Source organism: Micromonospora sp. L32 (genome assembly GCF_052068055.1).
GTDB classification, from domain to species: domain Bacteria; phylum Actinomycetota; class Actinomycetes; order Mycobacteriales; family Micromonosporaceae; genus Micromonospora; species Micromonospora purpureochromogenes.
This window is the reverse complement of record NZ_JBQHDD010000002.1, coordinates 1-17,516: the sequence shown is the minus strand read 5'-3', so window position 1 is coordinate 17,516 and position 17,516 is coordinate 1. Positions and strand designations below refer to the sequence as shown.

The following is a 17,516-nucleotide window of genomic DNA, read 5'->3' as shown; positions in this document are numbered from 1 at the left end:
CGGCTGCGCCAGCCCAGTCGGCCGCTCGTGACGGCCGGCCCGAGCCGAGTCTTCCATGCACCGACGCCCCGCGGTGGTCGAGGTCACGCTCTCATTCCGCTACCAGTCGCTGCCCTGCGGGGTGAGGATCGAGGCAGCGGCGCCGGGGCTGCCCGGCGCGTCACCCGTCGCGAAGGGACCTCACCGTGACCGATCGTGTCACCGTCGACATGTGGTTCGACCCCCTGTGCCCCTGGGCGTGGATCACCTCCCGCTGGCTGCTGGAGGTCGAGAAGGTCCGGGACGTGGACATCCGCTTCCACGTGATGAGCCTCTCGGTGCTCAACGAGGGTCGGGACCTGCCCGAGGATTACCAGGAGCTGATGAACAAGGGCTGGGGCCCGGTACGCGTCTGCGTGGCCGTCGAGCAGCAGCACGGACAGGAGGCGGTGGCGAAGCTGTACAACGCCATGGGCACCCGGATCCACCTGGGTAAGGAGCAGCTCGGCCCGGAGCTGTTCAAGGCCGCGCTCACCGACGTCGGCCTGGACCCGGCGCTGGCCGGCGTCGCCGACACCACCGAGTACGACGAGGCGCTGCGCACCAGCCACGAGGCCGGGATGCGCCCCGTCGGCACCGACGTCGGCACCCCGGTCGTCCACGCCCCGGGCCCGGACGGCCGCCAGGTGGCCTTCTTCGGCCCGGTGATCACGCCGGCTCCGAAGGGCGAGGCCGCCGGACGGCTCTGGGACGGCGTCCTGCTGGTCGCCGGCACCCCGGGCTTCTACGAGCTCAAGCGCTCCCGCGAGCTCGGCCCGATCTTCGACTGAACCGCGGCCGTCGCCCCGGGCCCGCTCGTCCGGTCCGAGGCGACGACCCGGCCGGGGGCGAGGACGGTGTGGCGCTCCTGTCGAGCTGATGACGTGAACGATTCACCGCGTCGCTGGTCGGTGATTCGTTCACGACATCAGCTCCACAGCGTCCGCGTACCGGGTTCGCCCCTCGAGGGACCCGCTGACCGCGCCGGGCCGCGTCCGACTCCGACGCCCGTCGCCGTGCCGGCCCGGGGCCGCCGCCGACGCCGCGTCACCCTCCCGGGCACGGTGTCGTTTTTCCGGTTGTCCAGCGCAGCGGCCGCAGCGGCCGCACCCGGCCGACCCGGAGGCTTTCCCGATGGCCAAGCACCGCCGTCCGTCCGCTGACGACCTGTCGACCGGGCAGGAGGTGGCCGACCCCACCACGTACTGGTCGGTCGACGACTGCCACTGGCCGACGGTCAGCCCGGAACTCCCCGTCGAGATGGTCGACCTGCTCGCCCCGCCGATCGTGGTCGGCGTCGCCCGGGTCCCGGTCACCTGCCGGGCCACCCCGCCCGGCGCCCGGCCGGGCTGCCCGGGTGGCTCCGCGCCCGCGGGCCGCGGCGCGCCCGTCCCCAACCAGACCGGACGGCACCGCCGCGTCAAGGAGCCGGCCGAGCGGGGATGACCGGTTCATCTGGTGGACCCGGCGCGGGGTCCGCGTCGTCCGGGCGGCCGACGCCGGTAGCGTCAACGGGCATGACGGTCGTGCATCCGATCGCCCGGGCCTGGATCACCACTGGCGGCACCGGCGCGCAGAACTACGACGAGTTCGCCGACGACGCGGAAATCACCGCGATCATCGAGGCGAACCCGCACAGTGCCCTCGGCATCGAGATGCCCCACCGGGCGCCGGAGAGCCTCGGCAAGTCCTTCCTCGACGCGCTCGGCGACGCGGTGGCCCGCCTCGCCGAGGCCAAGGCCGACGGCAGCTACACCCCGGCCGAGCAGGTCGTGGTGCTCTACCGGATCAGCGCGCCGGGCGAGGAGTCGGCGTACGGGCTCTTCGCCATGGTGGACACCGACCAGATCTCCACCAGCGCCGACGAGCCCGGCCTGGTCATCCGCAACGAGGACGTCTTCATCGCCAAGGTGCGCGAGCGGGTGGCCCTCGCCGAGGCGCTGGGGCACCTGCTCTCACCCGTACTCCTGCTCCAGACCGGGCGGGGCGACGAGCTGCACGCCGCGCTCGCGGCGGCGACCGAGTCCGCCGGCGCGCCCGCCGCGACCGACACCGACCAGGCCGGCCGGACGCACGCCATCTGGCTGCTCGGCCCCGGCCCGCAGCAGGACGAGCTGACCGCGCTGGCCGGCGGCGGCGAGCTGGTGGTCGCCGACGGCAACCACCGCAGCCTGGCCGCGCAGACCGGCGGCCTGCCCCGCTTCCTGTCGGTGGTCACCACCCCGGCGTCGGTCGCCATCCAGCCCTACAACCGGCTGGTCAGCGAGCTGACCACCACCGGAGACGAGCTGCTCGACCGGCTGCGCGCCGCCGGCGCGACGATCACCCCGATCGACGGCCCGGTCGAGGTCCCGCCGGCCGGCGGCACCGTCCACCTCCGGCTGTCCGGCCAGGGGTACGCGGTCACGCTGCCGCACGACGAGGGGGCCGCCCGGCTGGAGAACCTGGACCACGCGCTGGTCGAGCGGCTGCTGCTGCGCGATGCGCTCGGCCTCGACCCGGGCGACAAGCGGATCACCTACGTCGGCGGCGACTACCCGGCGAGCTGGCTGACCGGCGAGGTCGACGCCGGCCGGGCCGAGCTGGCGATCCTCATCGCCCCGGTGACCGTGGACGACTTCGTCGCGGTGAACCTGGCCCGGGAGAAGATGCCCCGCAAGAGCACCTGGTTCACCCCGAAGGCCCGCGGCGGCCTGGTCGTCGCCGAGCTGCCCCGGTGACGCTGTGACGAATCCGCCCCGGTTCGCCGCCCGCGCGACGTGCCGGGGCGGGGCCTGACAGACTGCGCGGTATGCGCGTCTACCTGGGATCCGACCACGCCGGTTTCGAGTTGAAGGTGCACCTGGCCAACCACCTGGCCAAGCAGGGCTACGAGCTGGTGGACGTCGGGCCGCACGCCTTCGACCCGGACGACGACTACCCGGCCTTCTGCCTGCACACCGGTGACCGGGTGGTCAACGACCCGGGCAGCCTCGGGGTGGTCATCGGCGGCTCCGGCAACGGCGAGCAGATCGCCGCCAACAAGATCGCCGGCGTCCGGGCGGCGCTGGCCTGGAACGTCGAGACCGCCCAGCTCGGCAGGGAGCACAACGACGCCAACGTGGTGGCCGTCGGCGCCCGCCAGCACACCCTGGACGAGGCGACCGCCATCGTCGAGGCGTTCCTCACCACGCCCTTCTCGGGCAACCCGCGGCACTCCCGCCGGATCGCCCAGATGGCCGAGTACGAGCGCACCCGCCAGCTCCCCGAGCTGCCCTGACCGTCGACTGACCCGGCCCCACCGGGCCGGTCCCCGTTCGAGGCCGGCCCGTGCGGGCCGGCCTCGGCCGTCACCGGCCGGAGCGGGGCAGGTCCTCGCGGGGCACCCAGTTGCGGCGCACGATCACCAGCCGGGCCTCCGCCTCGGCCAGGTCCTCGTCGGTCGGCCGGGCGGCGTCCCGGGCCCGCAGCGCCGCGCCGACCCCCACCTGCGAGGAACCGGAACCGACCAGCCCCCGCAGGCCCCGCTCGCTCTCCTCGGCCCCGCCGCCGCGCCGCGCCCGGGGCGCGGGCGTGCCGTCGTGCACCTCGCCCGTGGCCGCCGTCGGGCCGTCGCCGTCCCCGGCCACCCCGTCCGGCTGGTGCCGCAGCCGGCGTCGCCGTCGCTCCGCATCCGCCATCAGCCGACCGTACCGCCCGCACCGGCCCCGGTGGCCCCGCCGGCGCTCAGAAGACCTCCATCGCCCCCGGGGCGCGGTGCCAGCCGAAGGCCGGTCCGACGGCGGCGAGCGCGCCGGGACGCAGCTCGCGGAGCCGGCCCGTGGCGGCCAGCGCGGCCGGTGCCACGCCGCCGAGGTACAGCTCGCCGAGGCCGCGTACGTCGCAGGCCAGCTCCGCCGGGTCGTCGGTGCGGACGCACACCGCGCCGGTGGGGCCGCCGGTGAGCCGCCAGCGCCCGGTGTTCTCCGGTAGCAGCTCGTCGGTGACGTCGACCACCACGTCGACGGCGGTCGGGTACCGGCGGGCGGCCAGCGCGGCCGGGACGTCCACCACCCGCACCCAGAGCGCGTCGACCAACTGGGCGCCGAGCCGGCGGGGCTCGTCCACCAGGCGCAGCAGCGGCTCGTCCACGGCGACCCGGCCGCAGGAGAGCTGCCGGGTCAGGTCGATCGAGAAGAGCGTCCGCCACAGCGCCAGGTACGCCTCGGGGTCGGTGGCGACCACCTCGTCCACCCGTACCTGGCCGCGCGGCCCGCGCTGGTCCCACTCCTCCCGGGTCCGCCAGAGCGCGTACCCGTCCACGCCGTCCGGCCCCTCGTGCAGCAACGCCCGGCGCGGGGTCGCCCCGCCCCGCCAGGCGGTCGGGTCGGCCAGCACGTACCGCCACCAGCGCTCGTCCCGGTCCGACCAGCCGGGGCGGTCCGGGCGCACCCGGTCGTACACCCGGGCCAGCTCGGGTTGCGACGCGACCGGGTCGGCCAGGCGGAGAGTGCCCGCCGCGGACGCCGGCTCTGGCAGCCGCAGCTCGGCGGTGGCCGGGCACTCGACGGCGAGGCGCTGCGCGGCCAGGCCGTAGCCGAACCGGGGGTAGATCCGTCCCTCGCTGGCCCACAGCACCGCGACCGGCTCCCGGCCGGTGTCGTAGATCTCCCGAAGCTGGCGACCCATCAGCGTGCTGAGCAGCCCCCGGCGGCGGTGGGTGACGGCCACCGCGACCATGGTGACGTGCGCCGCCGCCACCGTCGCCCCGGGGACGGTGAGCGTCCGGGTGAAGGCGGAGGCGTGCGCCACCGGTCGACCCCCGTCGCGGACCAGCAGCGACCGGGCCGGCTCGAAGATGCCCCGCTCGGCCTCCCGGGCGTCGGTGTCGAACGCGTTGTGGAACGCGTCACCCATCAGGTCGGCGATCTCGTCGAAGTCGGACGCGGCCGGGACCTGCACGTCGGCGACGGGGTGGGTCATCGCCCCTGTCTAGCCCATCGTCGGCGGGGCGGCGACCGATTTGCCGGCTGGCTACCCTCGAAGACGGCGGGCCGGCCGGAGGCCGGCACCGGTCAGGGGAGGACACGAGATGGCAGACCAGACACAACCGTGGGCGGAGCGGACAGTCGAGGTGCCGCCGCAGCCCGGTGTCGGGGTGCCGCCGCAGCGGGACGCGTTCCGCCCCGGCGTCGCCTCCGTCGGGCGGCCGCGCACCCCACGCACCGAGCAGTTCCCCACCGTGGGTGCCGACGAGCACACCTGGAACGAGCCGGCGCCGCGCCGGCCGATGAGCTGGCACCTGGCGCAGCTGCGCCAGGGCCGCGAGTGGAGCATGGCGGGGGCGCTCTTCGCCTTCGTCTGCTGGGGGATCTGGGCCATCTCCGGGCGGGGCGACCTGGGCGCGCCGCTGCTCACCTTCGTGCTGAGCCTGCTCGTGGCGGTCGGCCTGTTCGCGCTCTCCCGCCTGATCGGGCGGGTGATCTGGGAGCGTCAGCTGGGCCGGATCCGGCGCGGCGCACGCGGCGCGCACCTGGTGACCGCGATCTTCCTGGTCGGCGTCGGGGTCGCCTACCTCCAGCAGACCGAGTGGGTCGTGTCGGTCTGGAACTTCGTCACCGGCAACTGACGTACGTCGCGGGCGGATCGGCCGGGGCCGACCCGCCCGCGACTCCGGTCGCGGGAGGCCGCGACAACGGGTCGTTCTCCACCAGGCCGGCGGTGCTTACCCCGCCGGCCGCGGTTCATCCGCGCCCCGGCCGCGCCGTCACGCCGTGCCGTGCCCTTCCGCGTCCGACTTGGGCGAGGCGACCCGGGCCGCCGGGTCCTCGACGCCGGGCTGCCCGCCGTCCGGCGCGACCATGCCGTCGTAGTTGTAGACCGTGCCGTCCTCGCCGTGCTGCTTCGTGGTGCGCACGTAGCGGTGGATCATGCCGTCCAGCTCGATCTCCAGCAGGGCGCTCTCCGCCTGCTGGGTGCTGCCGTCACGGGGGCCACCGACCAGGTACGCGTTCGTCTTCGTCTCCATGCCGACTGCCCTACCCAGGGCGAACCGGGGGAAAACGACTCGTCCGCCGACCGTCCGCCGCAGTCGGCCCCGGCCGTGGGGCTCAGTCGTCCCCGGCGAAGCGGTACAGCACGAAGTCCTTCTCCCGGCCGCAGGCGATCACCGAGGCGTTCCACGAGCAGGACTCGCTGCGGACGTCCTTGAGCTCACCCATCTCGAACGGCGACTTTCCGCCCACCGCCATGCCGGCGAGGCTGCGGTCGTCCTCGGCGGTGCTCGGCGGCTCCGCGAAGACCAGCACGTTGCCGGCGTCCAACCGGACCGCCACGCCGTCCCGGTCGGGCAGCACCGCCCTGCCGTCGGCGTCGAAGAGGGTGACGGCGTACTGCGGGGAGTCCCGCCGGGCCAACAGGTGCTCGCCGACCGGCACCAGCCCGTCGGCCTCCGGGGCCGGCCAGTGCCGGCTGCCCTTGCCCTCGGTCGCCGCCACCACCTCGGTATTCGCGGTCTCGCCGTCCGGCACCTCCAGCAGGCAGGCCCGGTGCTCGCCGCAGGCGACCAGCGACTGCGGCCGTCGCCCGTCGTCGGGGGCGGTGTGGAGCACGTCCGGCTCGCCGAGGCTGGCCAGGTCGTACCCGAGCAGCCGGTAACCGCGCTCGTCCTCGGTGACGTACAGCCGGTCGGCGTGCGCCACCACCAGGTCGTCGACGTCGGCCACGTTGGGCCGGCTGCGCAGCACGTCACCGCTGTCCATGTCGATCAACCGGACCGACCGGTCGGCGCCCACCTGCACCAGCCGGCCGCCGGTACCGAGCCAGGGCGCCGTGGGCGCGCCGGTGACGAACCCGGCACCGCCCAACGCCTCCGGGGTGCTGACCCGCACCACCCGGGTCCGCTTGCCGCCGTACTCGTCGCGCGGGCTGTCCTGGAGCCACTCCTCGTGGCCGTCGCGCATCCGCAGGCCGACCAGGCGGTCGCCGGTCCGGTCGACCCAGACCACCGTGTCCCGGGTGTAGTGCAGGTCGTCGTCGCCGTGCACGGAGAGCCGCCACCGTTGGTCGCCGGAGCCGGCGTCGAGGACCAGCAGGTCGCGCGGCGTGCTGTCGCCGGACGCGTCCGCGAGGACCGCGACCCCGCCGGGCAGCGCGCGGATCCCGGCCCACCGCTGCGCGCCGACCGGGGTGACCTTGCGCCACAGCTCGTCCCCGCTGCCCGCGTCGACCGCCACCACCTCCAGCCGGTCGTCGGCCAGCTGGTGGGCGAGATAGGCGCGGTCGTCCAGGACCGAGGTGAACACGGCGGTCGCGCGCTCCGCGCCGGCCTTCGGCGTGGCCACCACCTCCAGGGTCCGGAACTCCAGCGCCGGGTAGCGGTCCCGGGTCAGCCACAGCACGGTCGCGGCCAGCACCCCGACGACCGCGAGGCCCGCGCCGAGCGCGATCCACAGCCCCCGCCGGGACCGTCCCGGCCCGGTCGGACCACCGCCGGGTGCCGGCGACACCGGCGGAGCCGATTGGGGTACGCCCGGCCAGCCCGCCACCGTCCCGGCTGCCGGCGACACCGCCTGCCCGGGCAGGTACGGGTCGGGCCGGGTCGGTGCCGGCCGGGGGAGGGTCGCCGCCGTCGCCGTCTTCGCCGTCGCATCGGCCACTCCCGCCGCGTCGCCGGCCGACCCGTGTGCCGCCGGCGCGTGCCCCGGCGCCTGGTGCGGCGTCGCCGGTGCGTGCCCCGGCGTCTGATGGGGCGTCGCCGGTTGGCCCGGCGTTCCGTGCGCCGCCGCGTCGCCGGGTGACGCGTGCGTCCCTGGCGCCTGCCCCGGCGTCTGATGCGGCGTCGCCGCTCGGCCCGGCGTCCCATGCGGCGCCGCGTGCCCGGGTCCTCCGGGTGCCGCTGCCGCCGCCGGGGCGTGGCCGGGTGCTCCGGCGGCGACCGGTGCCGGCCGGGACTGTGGGCGGGGCATCGGCAGGTCGGTCAGCGCCCCCTCGGCGACCGGCAGCTCGGGTTGTTCCAGCACGGTCGGCGCGATGCCCAGCTCGGCGTGCAGCATCCGGGCCACCAGCGGTATCCGGGACGAGCCGCCGACCAGGAAGAGCCCGGCCAGCCGCTCCGGGGTGAGTCCCGCGGCGGCGATCACCTCGCGGGTCTCCGCCACCGCCCGGGCCAGCAGGGGAGTGGCGAGCCGTTCCAGGTCGGCCCGGTCCAGCCGCGCCGCCGTCTCCACCCCCGGTACGGCGACCGGGGCGACAATGGCCCGCGACAGCATCTCCTTCGCCCCGCGCACGTTGTCCCAGAGCTGCTGCCGGTCCCGCCACTGGGTGGCCGTCTCCGGCGTCGTCAGCCGGGCCCACCGTGCCGGATCGGCGTCGGCGACCAGCTCCCCGAGCCGGCCCACCAGGGCGGCGTCCAGGTCCAGCCCGCCCAGGTCGGCCACCCCGCCGGTGGAGATCACGGTGAAGCCGGAGTCCCCCCACGGGTCGGCGCCCTCGTTGCGAACCACGGCGACGTCCAACGTGCCGCCGCCGAAGTCGAAGACCGCGACCGCGCCGCCGACCGGCACCGGCCGGCGCAGCATGTCGGTGTAGTAGCGGGCGGCGGCCACCGGCTCCCGTAGCAGGCGGGTCCCGGGCGGGATCGGCCCGGACATGGTGTGCTCGGCGGCCGTGGGCCAGCCGGCGAGTGCCAGCGCCTCGTGCAGCACCTGCCGTCGGGGCGCCTCCCAGGCCGCCGGGTAGGTGACCACCGCCGGGGGCAGGAAGCCGGCCGCCGCGACCGCCGACTCCGCCACCGCGCGCAGGGTCGCCGCCAGCAGCTCCGCCGGGGGGTACGGCCGCCCGCCCAGCGACACGCTCGGCTCGTCCACCCGCCGCTTTGGATTCGGCTCGTACCCGGCCGGGTCGGCCTGCGCCAGCCGCTGCGCGTCCCGGCCGACGTGCAGCCGCCCGTCGGCGTCGGCGTACACGCCGGAGGGGAGGATCGGCTGGCCGTCGACGAGCAGTGGCCGGGTCCGGCCGTCCGGCCAGCGCAGCACAGCCACGGTGTTGGAGGTGCCGAGGTCGACGCCGAGGGCGAACCCGTCCTGCTGGCCTGCCATCGGTCGATACCTCCACGCCCATGAGTTGCCCGGCTCCGCATCGTACGCAGCCGATGCAGCAGACCTGATCGACCGCCCGGCTCCGTCCGCCGGCCGAAACGGAAGTGCGCGACGGACCGACGGCGACCACGATGGCCGGACGATCGTGTGTCGGCGCACAGGCTGGGGCTGGTCGAGGAGCCAGGTGTACAGAGTGGTCGACTGCGGCCTCAACCAGGCGGCGACGACGAGGACGGCGAGGACCGTGCTCGCCAGCAGGCTGCGCCACCGGGCGGATTCGGCACGCGGCCGGGGACTGTACCCGTGCCGCTACTTGCCCCGCCTCACTGGCGCCGTCAGGTCCCGCCGCAGGGCCTTCATCAGGGCGGCGTGTCGATTGGTGCCGCCACGTGGCATCAGCCGACGGGAGTACAGGGTTAGCAGCCCAACCCATACGGCGGCCGCCCCGACAAACACCGTCGCGAACGTGATGATGATCGGGACGAACGCCAGTGGTGGCTTCCGGGACCAGAGGGCTATCACGCCGATGGACACACCCATCATGAGCGGCCCGAGCAATAGGCAGCGGTATCCGACGACGAGCAGCCGATATGCCCCCGTCGCCCGGATGCGCTCGACTGCCTTGTCGACCTCTGCCACGTCGTCACCACCCCGGAATCGCCGTGACTGTACCGAGGCCCCGCTCCCGTGCCATCCCGTCCACCGTCGACCCACACACTGGTGGCGCTGGGCTGCTCGGCTCCGCTGGTTCGACGGTGGGCGGGATGGCTGCCCATCCCAGAAACCAGAGCGCCCCGTCGGAGGCAAGGCTTGGATCGGCCGGCGCGCCAAGCTGGCCGCGACAGCTGGCGGCCCAGGTGTGGCCGGCAAGATCAAGTGCAGTGGCCCGCCGGCGCAGGATCGGGGGGAAGTGCCTCCGAGCTGGGCCGGAGGTCTTTTGGAGCGGGCGACGGGAATCGAACCCGCACCGTCAGTTTGGAAGACTGAAGCTCTGCCATTGAGCTACGCCCGCAGTCGCCCCGCCACGACGGGACGCGCCGACAGCCTACCCGGTCGCCCCACCCACCGCGCACAGGCATATCCACGCGTCCCCTCCCGTGCTCCGCGCACTTCAAGAGAAGGGAGTGGCCTCGCATCGCCCGGAGGCCACTCTTTCTCCGAAAGTGCGGCCAGGGCGGCCGCCGCCAGGCGGCCCGGGGCCGTCCGGTTGGTGGGGGTTCGGCGGGTTGGGGGCCTCCCCGGCACCTCCGGCCGGTGCCGACGGCATACACTTCTCGTCGCCACGGGGTGTGGCGCAGCTTGGTAGCGCACTCGCTTTGGGAGCGAGGGGCCGTGGGTTCAAATCCCGCCACCCCGACTGTCGTCCGCCGGCCGGGTCGCCCGGGCCGTCGCCGATTTTTGTCGCGCGGTACCCGGGCGCTGCCGGAGCAGCAGCCCGGCTCGCCTACACTCGATGCGCGCAAACACGCCCAGACTCAAACTGAGATCCGTCAAGGAGTACGCCTGTGAAGAGCACCGTCGAGACTCTGAGCCCGACGCGCGTGCGGCTCGCCATCGAGGTGCCGTTCGTCGAGCTCGAGCCGAGCCTCAGGAAGGCGTACCGGGAGATCGGTTCGCAGGTGCAGGTTCCCGGCTTCCGCCGGGGCAAGGTGCCGGCCGCCGTCATCGACCAGCGGGTGGGCCGGGGCACCGTCCTCAACGAGGCGGTGCAGGAGGCCATCCCGCAGAACATCCTCGCGGCGGTCCGTGAGCACGACCTGAAGACCCTCGGCCGCCCGGAGGTCGAGATCACCGAGTTCAACGACGGTGACTCGCTCAACTTCACCGCCGAGGTCGACGTCCGCCCGGAGATCACCCTGCCGGACCCGGCCACCGTCGAGGTGACCGTGGACGAGCTGCAGATCGACGACAGCGAGATCGACGAGCAGGTCAAGAGCCTGCGCGAGCGGTTCGCCACCCTGAAGACGGTCGAGCGGGCCGCCCAGGAGGGTGACTACGTCCAGATCGACCTGAACGCCACCGTCGACGGCGAGGAGGTGCCGGGCGGCTCGGCCAGCAACATCTCGCACGAGGTCGGCAGCAAGCAGCTCCTGCCGGGGCTGGACGAGGCCGTGGTCGGCCTCGCCGCCGGCGAGAGCACCACCTTCACCACCCAGCTCGTGGGCGGCGACTTCGCCGGCCGGGACGCCGAGGTGGCGGTGACCGTCCGCACGGTCAAGGAGAAGGAGCTGCCGGAGCTGGACGACGACTTCGCCCAGATGGCCAGCGAGTTCGACACCATCGCCGAGCTCCGCGACGACCTGCGCGAGCGGGTCACCCGGGGCAAGCGGGTCGAGCAGATCTACGCCGCCCGGGACAAGGCCCTGGAGCAGCTCGTCGGGGCCGCCGAGGTGCCGGCGCCGGAGGGTGTCGTCCGCGAGGAGGTCGAGAGCCGCAAGGCGGCGATGATCGACCAGCTGGAGCGGATCGGCGCCTCGCTGGAGGAGTACCTCGCCGCCGAGGAGAAGACCGAGGAGCAGATCGACGCCGAGCTGAACGAGGCGGCGACCGAGGGCGTCAAGATCCAGCTCCTGCTGGACACGCTGGCCGACGCCGAGGACGTCCAGGTCTCCGACGACGAGTTCGGCCACGAGATCGTCCACCGCGCGCAGCGCGCCGGCATGGCGCCGCAGCAGTACTACGACCAGCTGGTGCGCTCCGGCGCGGCCGCCGCCGTCTTCGGTGACGTCCGTCGTGGCAAGGCCCTCGCCGCCGTCATGGAGAAGATCAAGATCAAGGACACCGCCGGCAACGAGGTCACCCTCGAGGCGCTGCGGGCCGAGAGCGAGCAGGCTCACGAGCACGACCACGAGCACTGATCTTCCCCGGTAGGCCGCCGTCCGCCCGTTGCGGTGGACGGCGGCCGAAACCGTTTTCCGGGTAGGTCGGAGGCACAACTGCGCTGAGAGCGAACAGTGCCCCGACCGGGAGTCGATCACCCGGCTGAGCGGTTAGTGTCGGTGAGGACGGTACGGAGAGCGAAGGGCTGCCATGACCGACATGCACATCCCCAAGAAGTCGCTCCGGGCGATCGAGGCCCGCGGTGGCGACTCCATTGGCAACCTCGACGACTCGGTCTACAACCGGTTGCTCAAGGAGCGGATCATCTTCCTGGGCAGCGAGGTGACCGACCAGGTCGCCAACCGCATCTGCGCGCAGCTGCTGCTGCTCGCGGCGGAGGACCCGGACCGCGACATCAACCTCTGGATCAACTCGCCGGGTGGCTCGGTCTACTCCGGCATGGCGATCTACGACACCATGCAGTTCATCGACAACGACGTGTCGACCGTGGCGATGGGCATGGCGGCCTCGATGGGCCAGCTGCTGCTCTGCGCCGGCACGAAGGGCAAGCGGTACGCCCTCCCGCACGCGCGGATCATGATGCATCAGCCGTCCGGTGGTCTCGGCGGCACGGCCTCCGACATCGCGATCCAGGCCGAGCAGATGCTCTACACCAAGCGGATGTTCCAGGAGCGGGTCGCGCACCACACCGGCCAGAGCCAGGCGCAGATCGAGGCGGACTCGGACCGGGACCGTTGGTTCACCGCCCAGGAGGCCATGGACTACGGCTTCATCGACAAGGTGATCATCGGGGCCGCTCAGGTTCCGGATGGCGCCGGGACCCTGAGCTGAGGAGCTGACGATGACCGATCTGAGCCTGCCGCCCCAGTTCGCGGCCGTGCACAACCGCTACGTCCTGCCGTCGTTCGTCGAGCGCACGTCGTACGGGGTCAAGGAGTCCAACCCGTACAACAAGCTCTTCGAGGACCGGATCATCTTCCTCGGCGTCCAGGTGGACGACGCGTCCGCCAACGACGTGATGGCGCAGCTGCTGACGCTCGAGGGCACCGACCCGGACCGCGACATCATCATGTACATCAACTCGCCGGGTGGCTCGTTCACCGCGATGACGGCGATCTACGACACCATGCAGTACGTCCGTCCGGACATCTCCACCGTCTGCCTGGGTCAGGCGGCCAGCGCGGCGGCGGTCCTGCTGTCGGCCGGCACCCCGGGCAAGCGGATGGCGCTGCCGAACTCGCGGATCATCATCCACCAGCCGGCCACCGAGGGCGGCTACGGGCAGGGCTCGGACATCGAGATCCAGGCCCGGGAGATCCTGCGGATGCGGACCCAGCTGGAGGACATGCTCTCCCGGCACTGCAACCGCCCGATCGAGCAGGTCCGCAAGGACATCGACCGGGACAAGATCATGACGGCCGAGGAGGCCAAGGAGTACGGGCTGGTCGACACGATCCTGACCAGCCGCAAGAAGGGTCTCCTGGCGGCCCAGGCCGCTACCTGAGCAGTACCGGGTCGGAGGTCGGTCGGAGCGTCGTTTCCGGCCGACCTCTGACACACCCGTTTTGGGGGTCGGAGAAACCTCCGTCAGCGGGTAACGTCGGTTCCGTACCGCTGGCCGGGTCGGGCCGGCGGCAGGGATCGAGACGGACGGGCGCGCGGCGCCCGCAGGTCAGGGCCGGCGTTCCGGCCGACGAGTGCAGGGAGAACGTAGGTGGCACGGATCGGTGACGGCGGCGACCTACTGAAGTGCTCCTTCTGTGGCAAGTCGCAGAAGCAGGTCAAGAAACTCATCGCGGGCCCCGGGGTCTACATCTGCGACGAGTGCATCGATCTCTGCAACGAGATCATCGAGGAGGAGTTGGCCGAGTCCGGCGAGGTGAAGTGGGAAGAGCTTCCCAAGCCGATGGAGATCTGCCAGTTCCTCGACAACTACGTCGTCGGTCAGGACCAGGCCAAGAAGGCGCTCGCCGTCGCGGTCTACAACCACTACAAGCGGATCCAGGCCGAGGCGGCCGGCGCGCCGGGTTCCGGCAGCGACGCCGTCGAGCTGGCCAAGTCCAACATCCTGCTGCTCGGCCCGACGGGTTGCGGCAAGACCCACCTGGCGCAGACGCTGGCCCGGATGCTGAACGTCCCGTTCGCCATCGCCGACGCCACCGCGCTGACCGAGGCCGGGTACGTCGGCGAGGACGTGGAGAACATCCTCCTCAAGCTGATCCAGGCCGCGGACTACGACATCAAGCGCGCCGAGACCGGCATCATCTACATCGACGAGGTCGACAAGATCGCCCGTAAGTCGGAGAACCCGTCGATCACCCGGGACGTCTCCGGCGAGGGCGTCCAGCAGGCGCTGCTGAAGATGCTGGAAGGCACGGTGGCCAACGTGCCGCCGCAGGGCGGACGCAAGCACCCGCACCAGGAGTTCATCCAGATCGACACCACCAACGTGCTGTTCATCTGCGGTGGCGCCTTCGCCGGTCTCGACCAGATCATCGAGGCCCGCACCGGCCACGGCGGCACCGGCTTCGGCGCCCGGCTCCGGTCGGTCTCCGAGCGGTCGACCGACGACATCTTCAGCCAGGTGATGCCGGAGGACATGCTCAAGTTCGGGCTGATCCCCGAGTTCGTCGGCCGGCTGCCGGTGATCACCAACGTGCGCAGCCTGGACCGCAGCGCCCTGGTCCGGATCCTCACCGAGCCGCGCAACGCGCTGGTCAAGCAGTACCAGCGGCTCTTCGAGCTGGACGGGGTCGAGCTGGAGTTCGACGAGCCGGCGCTGGAGGCGATCGCCGACCAGGCGATGCTGCGCGGCACCGGTGCCCGTGGCCTGCGCGCCATCATCGAGGAGGTCCTGCTCTCCGCGATGTACGAGGTGCCGAGCAACCCGGACGCCGCCCGCGTGCTGATCACCCGCGAGGTGGTCCTGGAGAACGTCAACCCGACCATCGTCCCGCGGGAGTTCACCGGCCGCCGGGCCCGCCGGGAGCGCGAGGAGAAGTCCGCCTGACCGGCGCACCACACTGACGACGACGGCACGGCCACCACTGGTGGCCGTGCCGTCGTTCGGTACGGGATCACACTGGCCGGGTCCGCCCGTCGTCTGGTAGGACCGTCCGATGTTCCCCATCATGCTGGCGGCGGTGTCCGCGGTCGCCTTCGGCACGGCCGACTTCTCGGGCGGCAAGGCGTCCCGCCGCGCCGACCCGGTCGCCGTCACCGTGGTCTCCCAGGTGTTGAGCGTGCCGCTGCTGCTCCTGCTGGTGCTGGTGGTACCCGGCACCCCCACCGCCGTCGACCTGGCGTGGGGGCTCGGTGCGGGCGTCGCCGGCGCCGCCGGGGTGATGCTGCTCTACCGGGCCCTCGCCGCCGGGATGATGGCCGTGGTGGCGCCGGTCACGGCGATCACCGCCGCGGTGGTGCCGATCATCGCCGGGCTGCTGACCGCCCGCTGGCCCGGCACCCTCGCGCTCTGCGGGGCGGGGCTGGCCGTGCTCGCCATCGCCCTGGTCAGCCTCGGCGAGGGTGGCGCGCGCGGCGCGGTGTCCACCCGGGTGATCGGGCTGGCCCTCACCGCCGGGGCGCTCTTCGGCGTCTTCTTCGCCCTGCTCGGCCAGGCCGGTCCGGCCGCCGGCATGTGGCCGGTGCTGGCGCTGCGGCTCAGCTCCATCGTCTTCGGTGTCGCGCTCGCGGTCGGCACCGGCGTACGCCTGCGGATCGGTCCGCGAGTACTCGGCTGGGCGGCCGCCGCCGGCCTGCTCGACAGCGCCGCCAACGCGCTATACCTGGCCGCCGCGGCCCGTGGCCACCTGAGCGTGGTCGCCGCGATCGCGGCGCTCTACCCGGCCAGCACCGTGCTGCTCGCGCTCGCGGTGGACCGGGAACGGCTCCGGCCGGTGCAGCTGGCCGGTCTCGGGTTCGCCGCCGGCGCCCTGGTGCTCGCCAGCGTCTGACGCTGTCCCCGGCCGTCGTCCGCCCGTACCCTCATCTCCATGCGCGTCGCCGTCTGCCAGCTCAACGCCCGCGACGACCGGGCGGCCAACCTGGCCGCCGCCGAGGCCCTGCTGGTCAGGGCCGCCGCGGCCGGCGCGGATCTCGCGGTCCTCCCGGAGTACGTCGACTACCTCGGCCCCGCCAAGGCGATGCCGGAGCCGGAGCCGGTGGACGGCACGGTGGGCACCTTCTTCGCCGGCGTCGCCGAGCGGCTCGGCATCTGGGTGGTGGCGGGCTCGTTCCACGAGGCCGGCCCGGATCCGGCGCACACCTGGAACACCTCCCTGGTGTTCGACCGCTCCGGCTCGCTCGCCGCCAGCTACCGCAAGATCCACCTGTACGACGTGGAGATCCCGGGGCGGGTGTCGTACCTCGAATCGGCGACGGTCGCCCCGGGCGACCAGCCGGTGGTCGTCGACGTCGAGGGTCTGCGGGTCGGTCTGTCGATCTGCTACGACCTGCGCTTCCCCGAGCTCTACCGGCTGCTGGCCGTCGACGGGGGAGCGCAGCTCCTGGTCGTGCCGGCCGCGTTCATGATGCACACCGGCCGGGACCACTGGGAGGTGCTGCTGCGGGCGCGGGCCATCGAGAACCAGTGCTTCGTGGCCGCTGCCGGTCAGATCGGTGACCACGAGCCGGAGCGCACCTGCTTCGGGCGCAGCATGGTGGTCGACCCGTGGGGGACGGTGCTCGGCCAGGTGCCCGACGGCCCTGGGCTGAGCGTGGTCGAGCTGGACCTCGACCGCCTGCACACCATCCGTACCGAGCTGCCCAGCCTCGCCAACCGGCGGCTCTGAGCGCCGGTCATCCCTGGACGAGTACGCCGATCACGGTCAGGCCGACGATCGCGGCGGCGGTGACGAGCAACGCGGTGGTCATCCGGGACCGGCCGCGCCGGGCCAGCCGGGCGATCGAGAGCACGACGACGGCGAGCACGACCGCGGCGATCACCAGCTGCCAGAAGGGCGCCAGGAGTCCGAGCAGCGCCTCGTCGGCGAGGGTGACCGCCGGGGATCGGGACACGGGATCCATGGCAGCCACTCTGGCACGCCGCCGGGCCGGCCGGCGCGCCGATCCGATCGGGTACGCCGGCGGGGCGCCGGACCGCACGCCGGATCCGCCAATGACGATCATTGATTTGCCTTCTCCGGGCCAGTCCGCGTAACTTTCTCTCTGCACGCGGGAGGCCGGACAAACCGGCCGAGAGCGGGTACCAGGCTCGTGGCGGAGACGCCGAGCGAGGCTGAGGAGCGGGCGGTGCGAGACACCCCGGAAGACGGGGTTGCGATCGCGAGACCGACCGGGTAGAGTTCGAAAGCCGGCAGGGAGCCGGGCGGGTGGCCGCGAAGCGGCGATCGGCCGGTCTGCCGACTTCCCACGACAGAAACGACCACCGGACACGGTGAGCGTCAGCGTGGATCGGGCCGTACCAAGTTGATCACCTCGAACGCGAGGTTGACAGCGAAAGTCGGACCGGGTAAGTTAGAGAGGTTGCCCCAGACGGGGGTTCCACGGTGTGGAGCTTTCGGATGGTGTGTGGTTGTTCTTTGAGAACTCAACAGGGTGCTTGAAAAGCCAGTGCCAATTATGATTTATACCCCGGACTGG

17 protein-coding genes and 2 tRNA genes are annotated in these 17,516 nt (G+C 72.9%); 12 read left to right on the top strand and 7 right to left on the bottom strand.

What is annotated here, in order from left to right; all coding sequences use genetic code 11:
* Positions 1 to 209 precede the first annotated feature (209 nt).
* The 4 genes from ACTMTB_RS04640 to ACTMTB_RS04625 all read left to right on the top strand — a co-directional run bounded on the left by ACTMTB_RS04640 (position 210) and on the right by ACTMTB_RS04625 (position 3,277).
* Positions 210 to 809, top strand: coding sequence for a mycothiol-dependent nitroreductase Rv2466c family protein (locus tag ACTMTB_RS04640; protein WP_441143969.1), 600 nt, complete (start codon positions 210 to 212; stop codon positions 807 to 809).
* Between the two features lie 343 nt (positions 810 to 1,152).
* The gene (locus tag ACTMTB_RS04635) at positions 1,153 to 1,464 is read left to right on the top strand and encodes a hypothetical protein (RefSeq protein WP_441142685.1); all 312 of its coding nucleotides are present in this window, start codon (positions 1,153 to 1,155) and stop codon (positions 1,462 to 1,464) included.
* Positions 1,465 to 1,535: 71 nt separating this feature from the next.
* The gene (locus tag ACTMTB_RS04630) at positions 1,536 to 2,738 is read left to right on the top strand and encodes a DUF1015 family protein (protein ID WP_154942420.1); all 1,203 of its coding nucleotides are present in this window, start codon (positions 1,536 to 1,538) and stop codon (positions 2,736 to 2,738) included.
* A 71-nt stretch (positions 2,739 to 2,809) separates the two neighbouring features.
* Positions 2,810 to 3,277: a ribose-5-phosphate isomerase gene (locus tag ACTMTB_RS04625; protein WP_154942421.1), complete on the top strand. Its 468-nt coding sequence runs from the start codon at positions 2,810 to 2,812 to the stop codon at positions 3,275 to 3,277.
* A 70-nt stretch (positions 3,278 to 3,347) separates the two neighbouring features.
* Here ACTMTB_RS04625 and ACTMTB_RS04620 read toward each other — a convergent pair whose 3' ends face one another.
* Positions 3,348 to 3,677, bottom strand: a complete 330-nt coding sequence (locus ACTMTB_RS04620; RefSeq protein WP_441142682.1) for a hypothetical protein — start codon at positions 3,675 to 3,677, stop codon at positions 3,348 to 3,350.
* Positions 3,678 to 3,723: 46 nt separating this feature from the next.
* A complete protein-coding gene (locus tag ACTMTB_RS04615) occupies positions 3,724 to 4,959 on the bottom strand; it encodes a GNAT family N-acetyltransferase (protein WP_441142680.1) in 1,236 nt (411 codons plus the stop codon).
* 109 nt (positions 4,960 to 5,068) lie between these two features.
* Here ACTMTB_RS04615 and ACTMTB_RS04610 point away from each other — a divergent pair, with 109 nt between their 5' ends.
* Entirely contained in the window at positions 5,069 to 5,605 is a 537-nt protein-coding gene (locus ACTMTB_RS04610; RefSeq protein ID WP_238451741.1) for a hypothetical protein, read from the top strand.
* 138 nt (positions 5,606 to 5,743) lie between these two features.
* Here ACTMTB_RS04610 and ACTMTB_RS04605 read toward each other — a convergent pair whose 3' ends face one another.
* The 4 genes from ACTMTB_RS04605 to ACTMTB_RS04590 all read right to left on the bottom strand — a co-directional run bounded on the left by ACTMTB_RS04605 (position 5,744) and on the right by ACTMTB_RS04590 (position 10,086).
* Entirely contained in the window at positions 5,744 to 6,004 is a 261-nt protein-coding gene (locus tag ACTMTB_RS04605; RefSeq protein ID WP_441142677.1) for a hypothetical protein, read from the bottom strand.
* An 82-nt stretch (positions 6,005 to 6,086) separates the two neighbouring features.
* Complete coding sequence (locus ACTMTB_RS04600) at positions 6,087 to 9,074, bottom strand: Hsp70 family protein (RefSeq protein WP_441142675.1); 2,988 nt, start codon at positions 9,072 to 9,074, stop codon at positions 6,087 to 6,089.
* Between the two features lie 309 nt (positions 9,075 to 9,383).
* On the bottom strand, positions 9,384 to 9,713 hold the full coding sequence (locus tag ACTMTB_RS04595; RefSeq protein ID WP_441142673.1) for a hypothetical protein: 330 nt from the start codon (positions 9,711 to 9,713) through the stop codon (positions 9,384 to 9,386).
* Between the two features lie 299 nt (positions 9,714 to 10,012).
* Positions 10,013 to 10,086: transfer RNA gene (locus ACTMTB_RS04590), tRNA-Gly, on the bottom strand.
* 271 nt (positions 10,087 to 10,357) lie between these two features.
* Between ACTMTB_RS04590 and ACTMTB_RS04585 the strand changes: the two genes are divergently transcribed.
* The 7 genes from ACTMTB_RS04585 to ACTMTB_RS04555 all read left to right on the top strand — a co-directional run bounded on the left by ACTMTB_RS04585 (position 10,358) and on the right by ACTMTB_RS04555 (position 16,705).
* Positions 10,358 to 10,431, top strand: a tRNA-Pro gene (locus tag ACTMTB_RS04585).
* Positions 10,432 to 10,579: 148 nt separating this feature from the next.
* Positions 10,580 to 11,932: a trigger factor gene (gene tig, locus ACTMTB_RS04580; RefSeq protein WP_441142672.1), complete on the top strand. Its 1,353-nt coding sequence runs from the start codon at positions 10,580 to 10,582 to the stop codon at positions 11,930 to 11,932.
* 172 nt (positions 11,933 to 12,104) lie between these two features.
* Positions 12,105 to 12,746: an ATP-dependent Clp protease proteolytic subunit gene (locus ACTMTB_RS04575; protein ID WP_088960728.1), complete on the top strand. Its 642-nt coding sequence runs from the start codon at positions 12,105 to 12,107 to the stop codon at positions 12,744 to 12,746.
* A gap of 10 nt (positions 12,747 to 12,756) precedes the next feature.
* On the top strand, positions 12,757 to 13,419 hold the full coding sequence (locus tag ACTMTB_RS04570) for an ATP-dependent Clp protease proteolytic subunit (protein WP_210776026.1): 663 nt from the start codon (positions 12,757 to 12,759) through the stop codon (positions 13,417 to 13,419).
* 210 nt (positions 13,420 to 13,629) lie between these two features.
* A complete protein-coding gene (clpX, locus tag ACTMTB_RS04565; RefSeq protein WP_210776027.1) occupies positions 13,630 to 14,925 on the top strand; it encodes an ATP-dependent Clp protease ATP-binding subunit ClpX in 1,296 nt (431 codons plus the stop codon).
* A 109-nt stretch (positions 14,926 to 15,034) separates the two neighbouring features.
* Complete coding sequence (locus ACTMTB_RS04560) at positions 15,035 to 15,868, top strand: EamA family transporter (protein WP_350795819.1); 834 nt, start codon at positions 15,035 to 15,037, stop codon at positions 15,866 to 15,868.
* A gap of 39 nt (positions 15,869 to 15,907) precedes the next feature.
* Positions 15,908 to 16,705 (top strand): carbon-nitrogen hydrolase family protein, encoded by a 798-nt coding sequence (locus ACTMTB_RS04555; protein ID WP_441142668.1) that lies wholly within the window; start codon positions 15,908 to 15,910, stop codon positions 16,703 to 16,705.
* Between the two features lie 7 nt (positions 16,706 to 16,712).
* Here ACTMTB_RS04555 and ACTMTB_RS04550 read toward each other — a convergent pair whose 3' ends face one another.
* Positions 16,713 to 16,940, bottom strand: a complete 228-nt coding sequence (locus ACTMTB_RS04550) for a hypothetical protein (RefSeq protein WP_441142666.1) — start codon at positions 16,938 to 16,940, stop codon at positions 16,713 to 16,715.
* Positions 16,941 to 17,516: the final 576 nt, after the last annotated feature.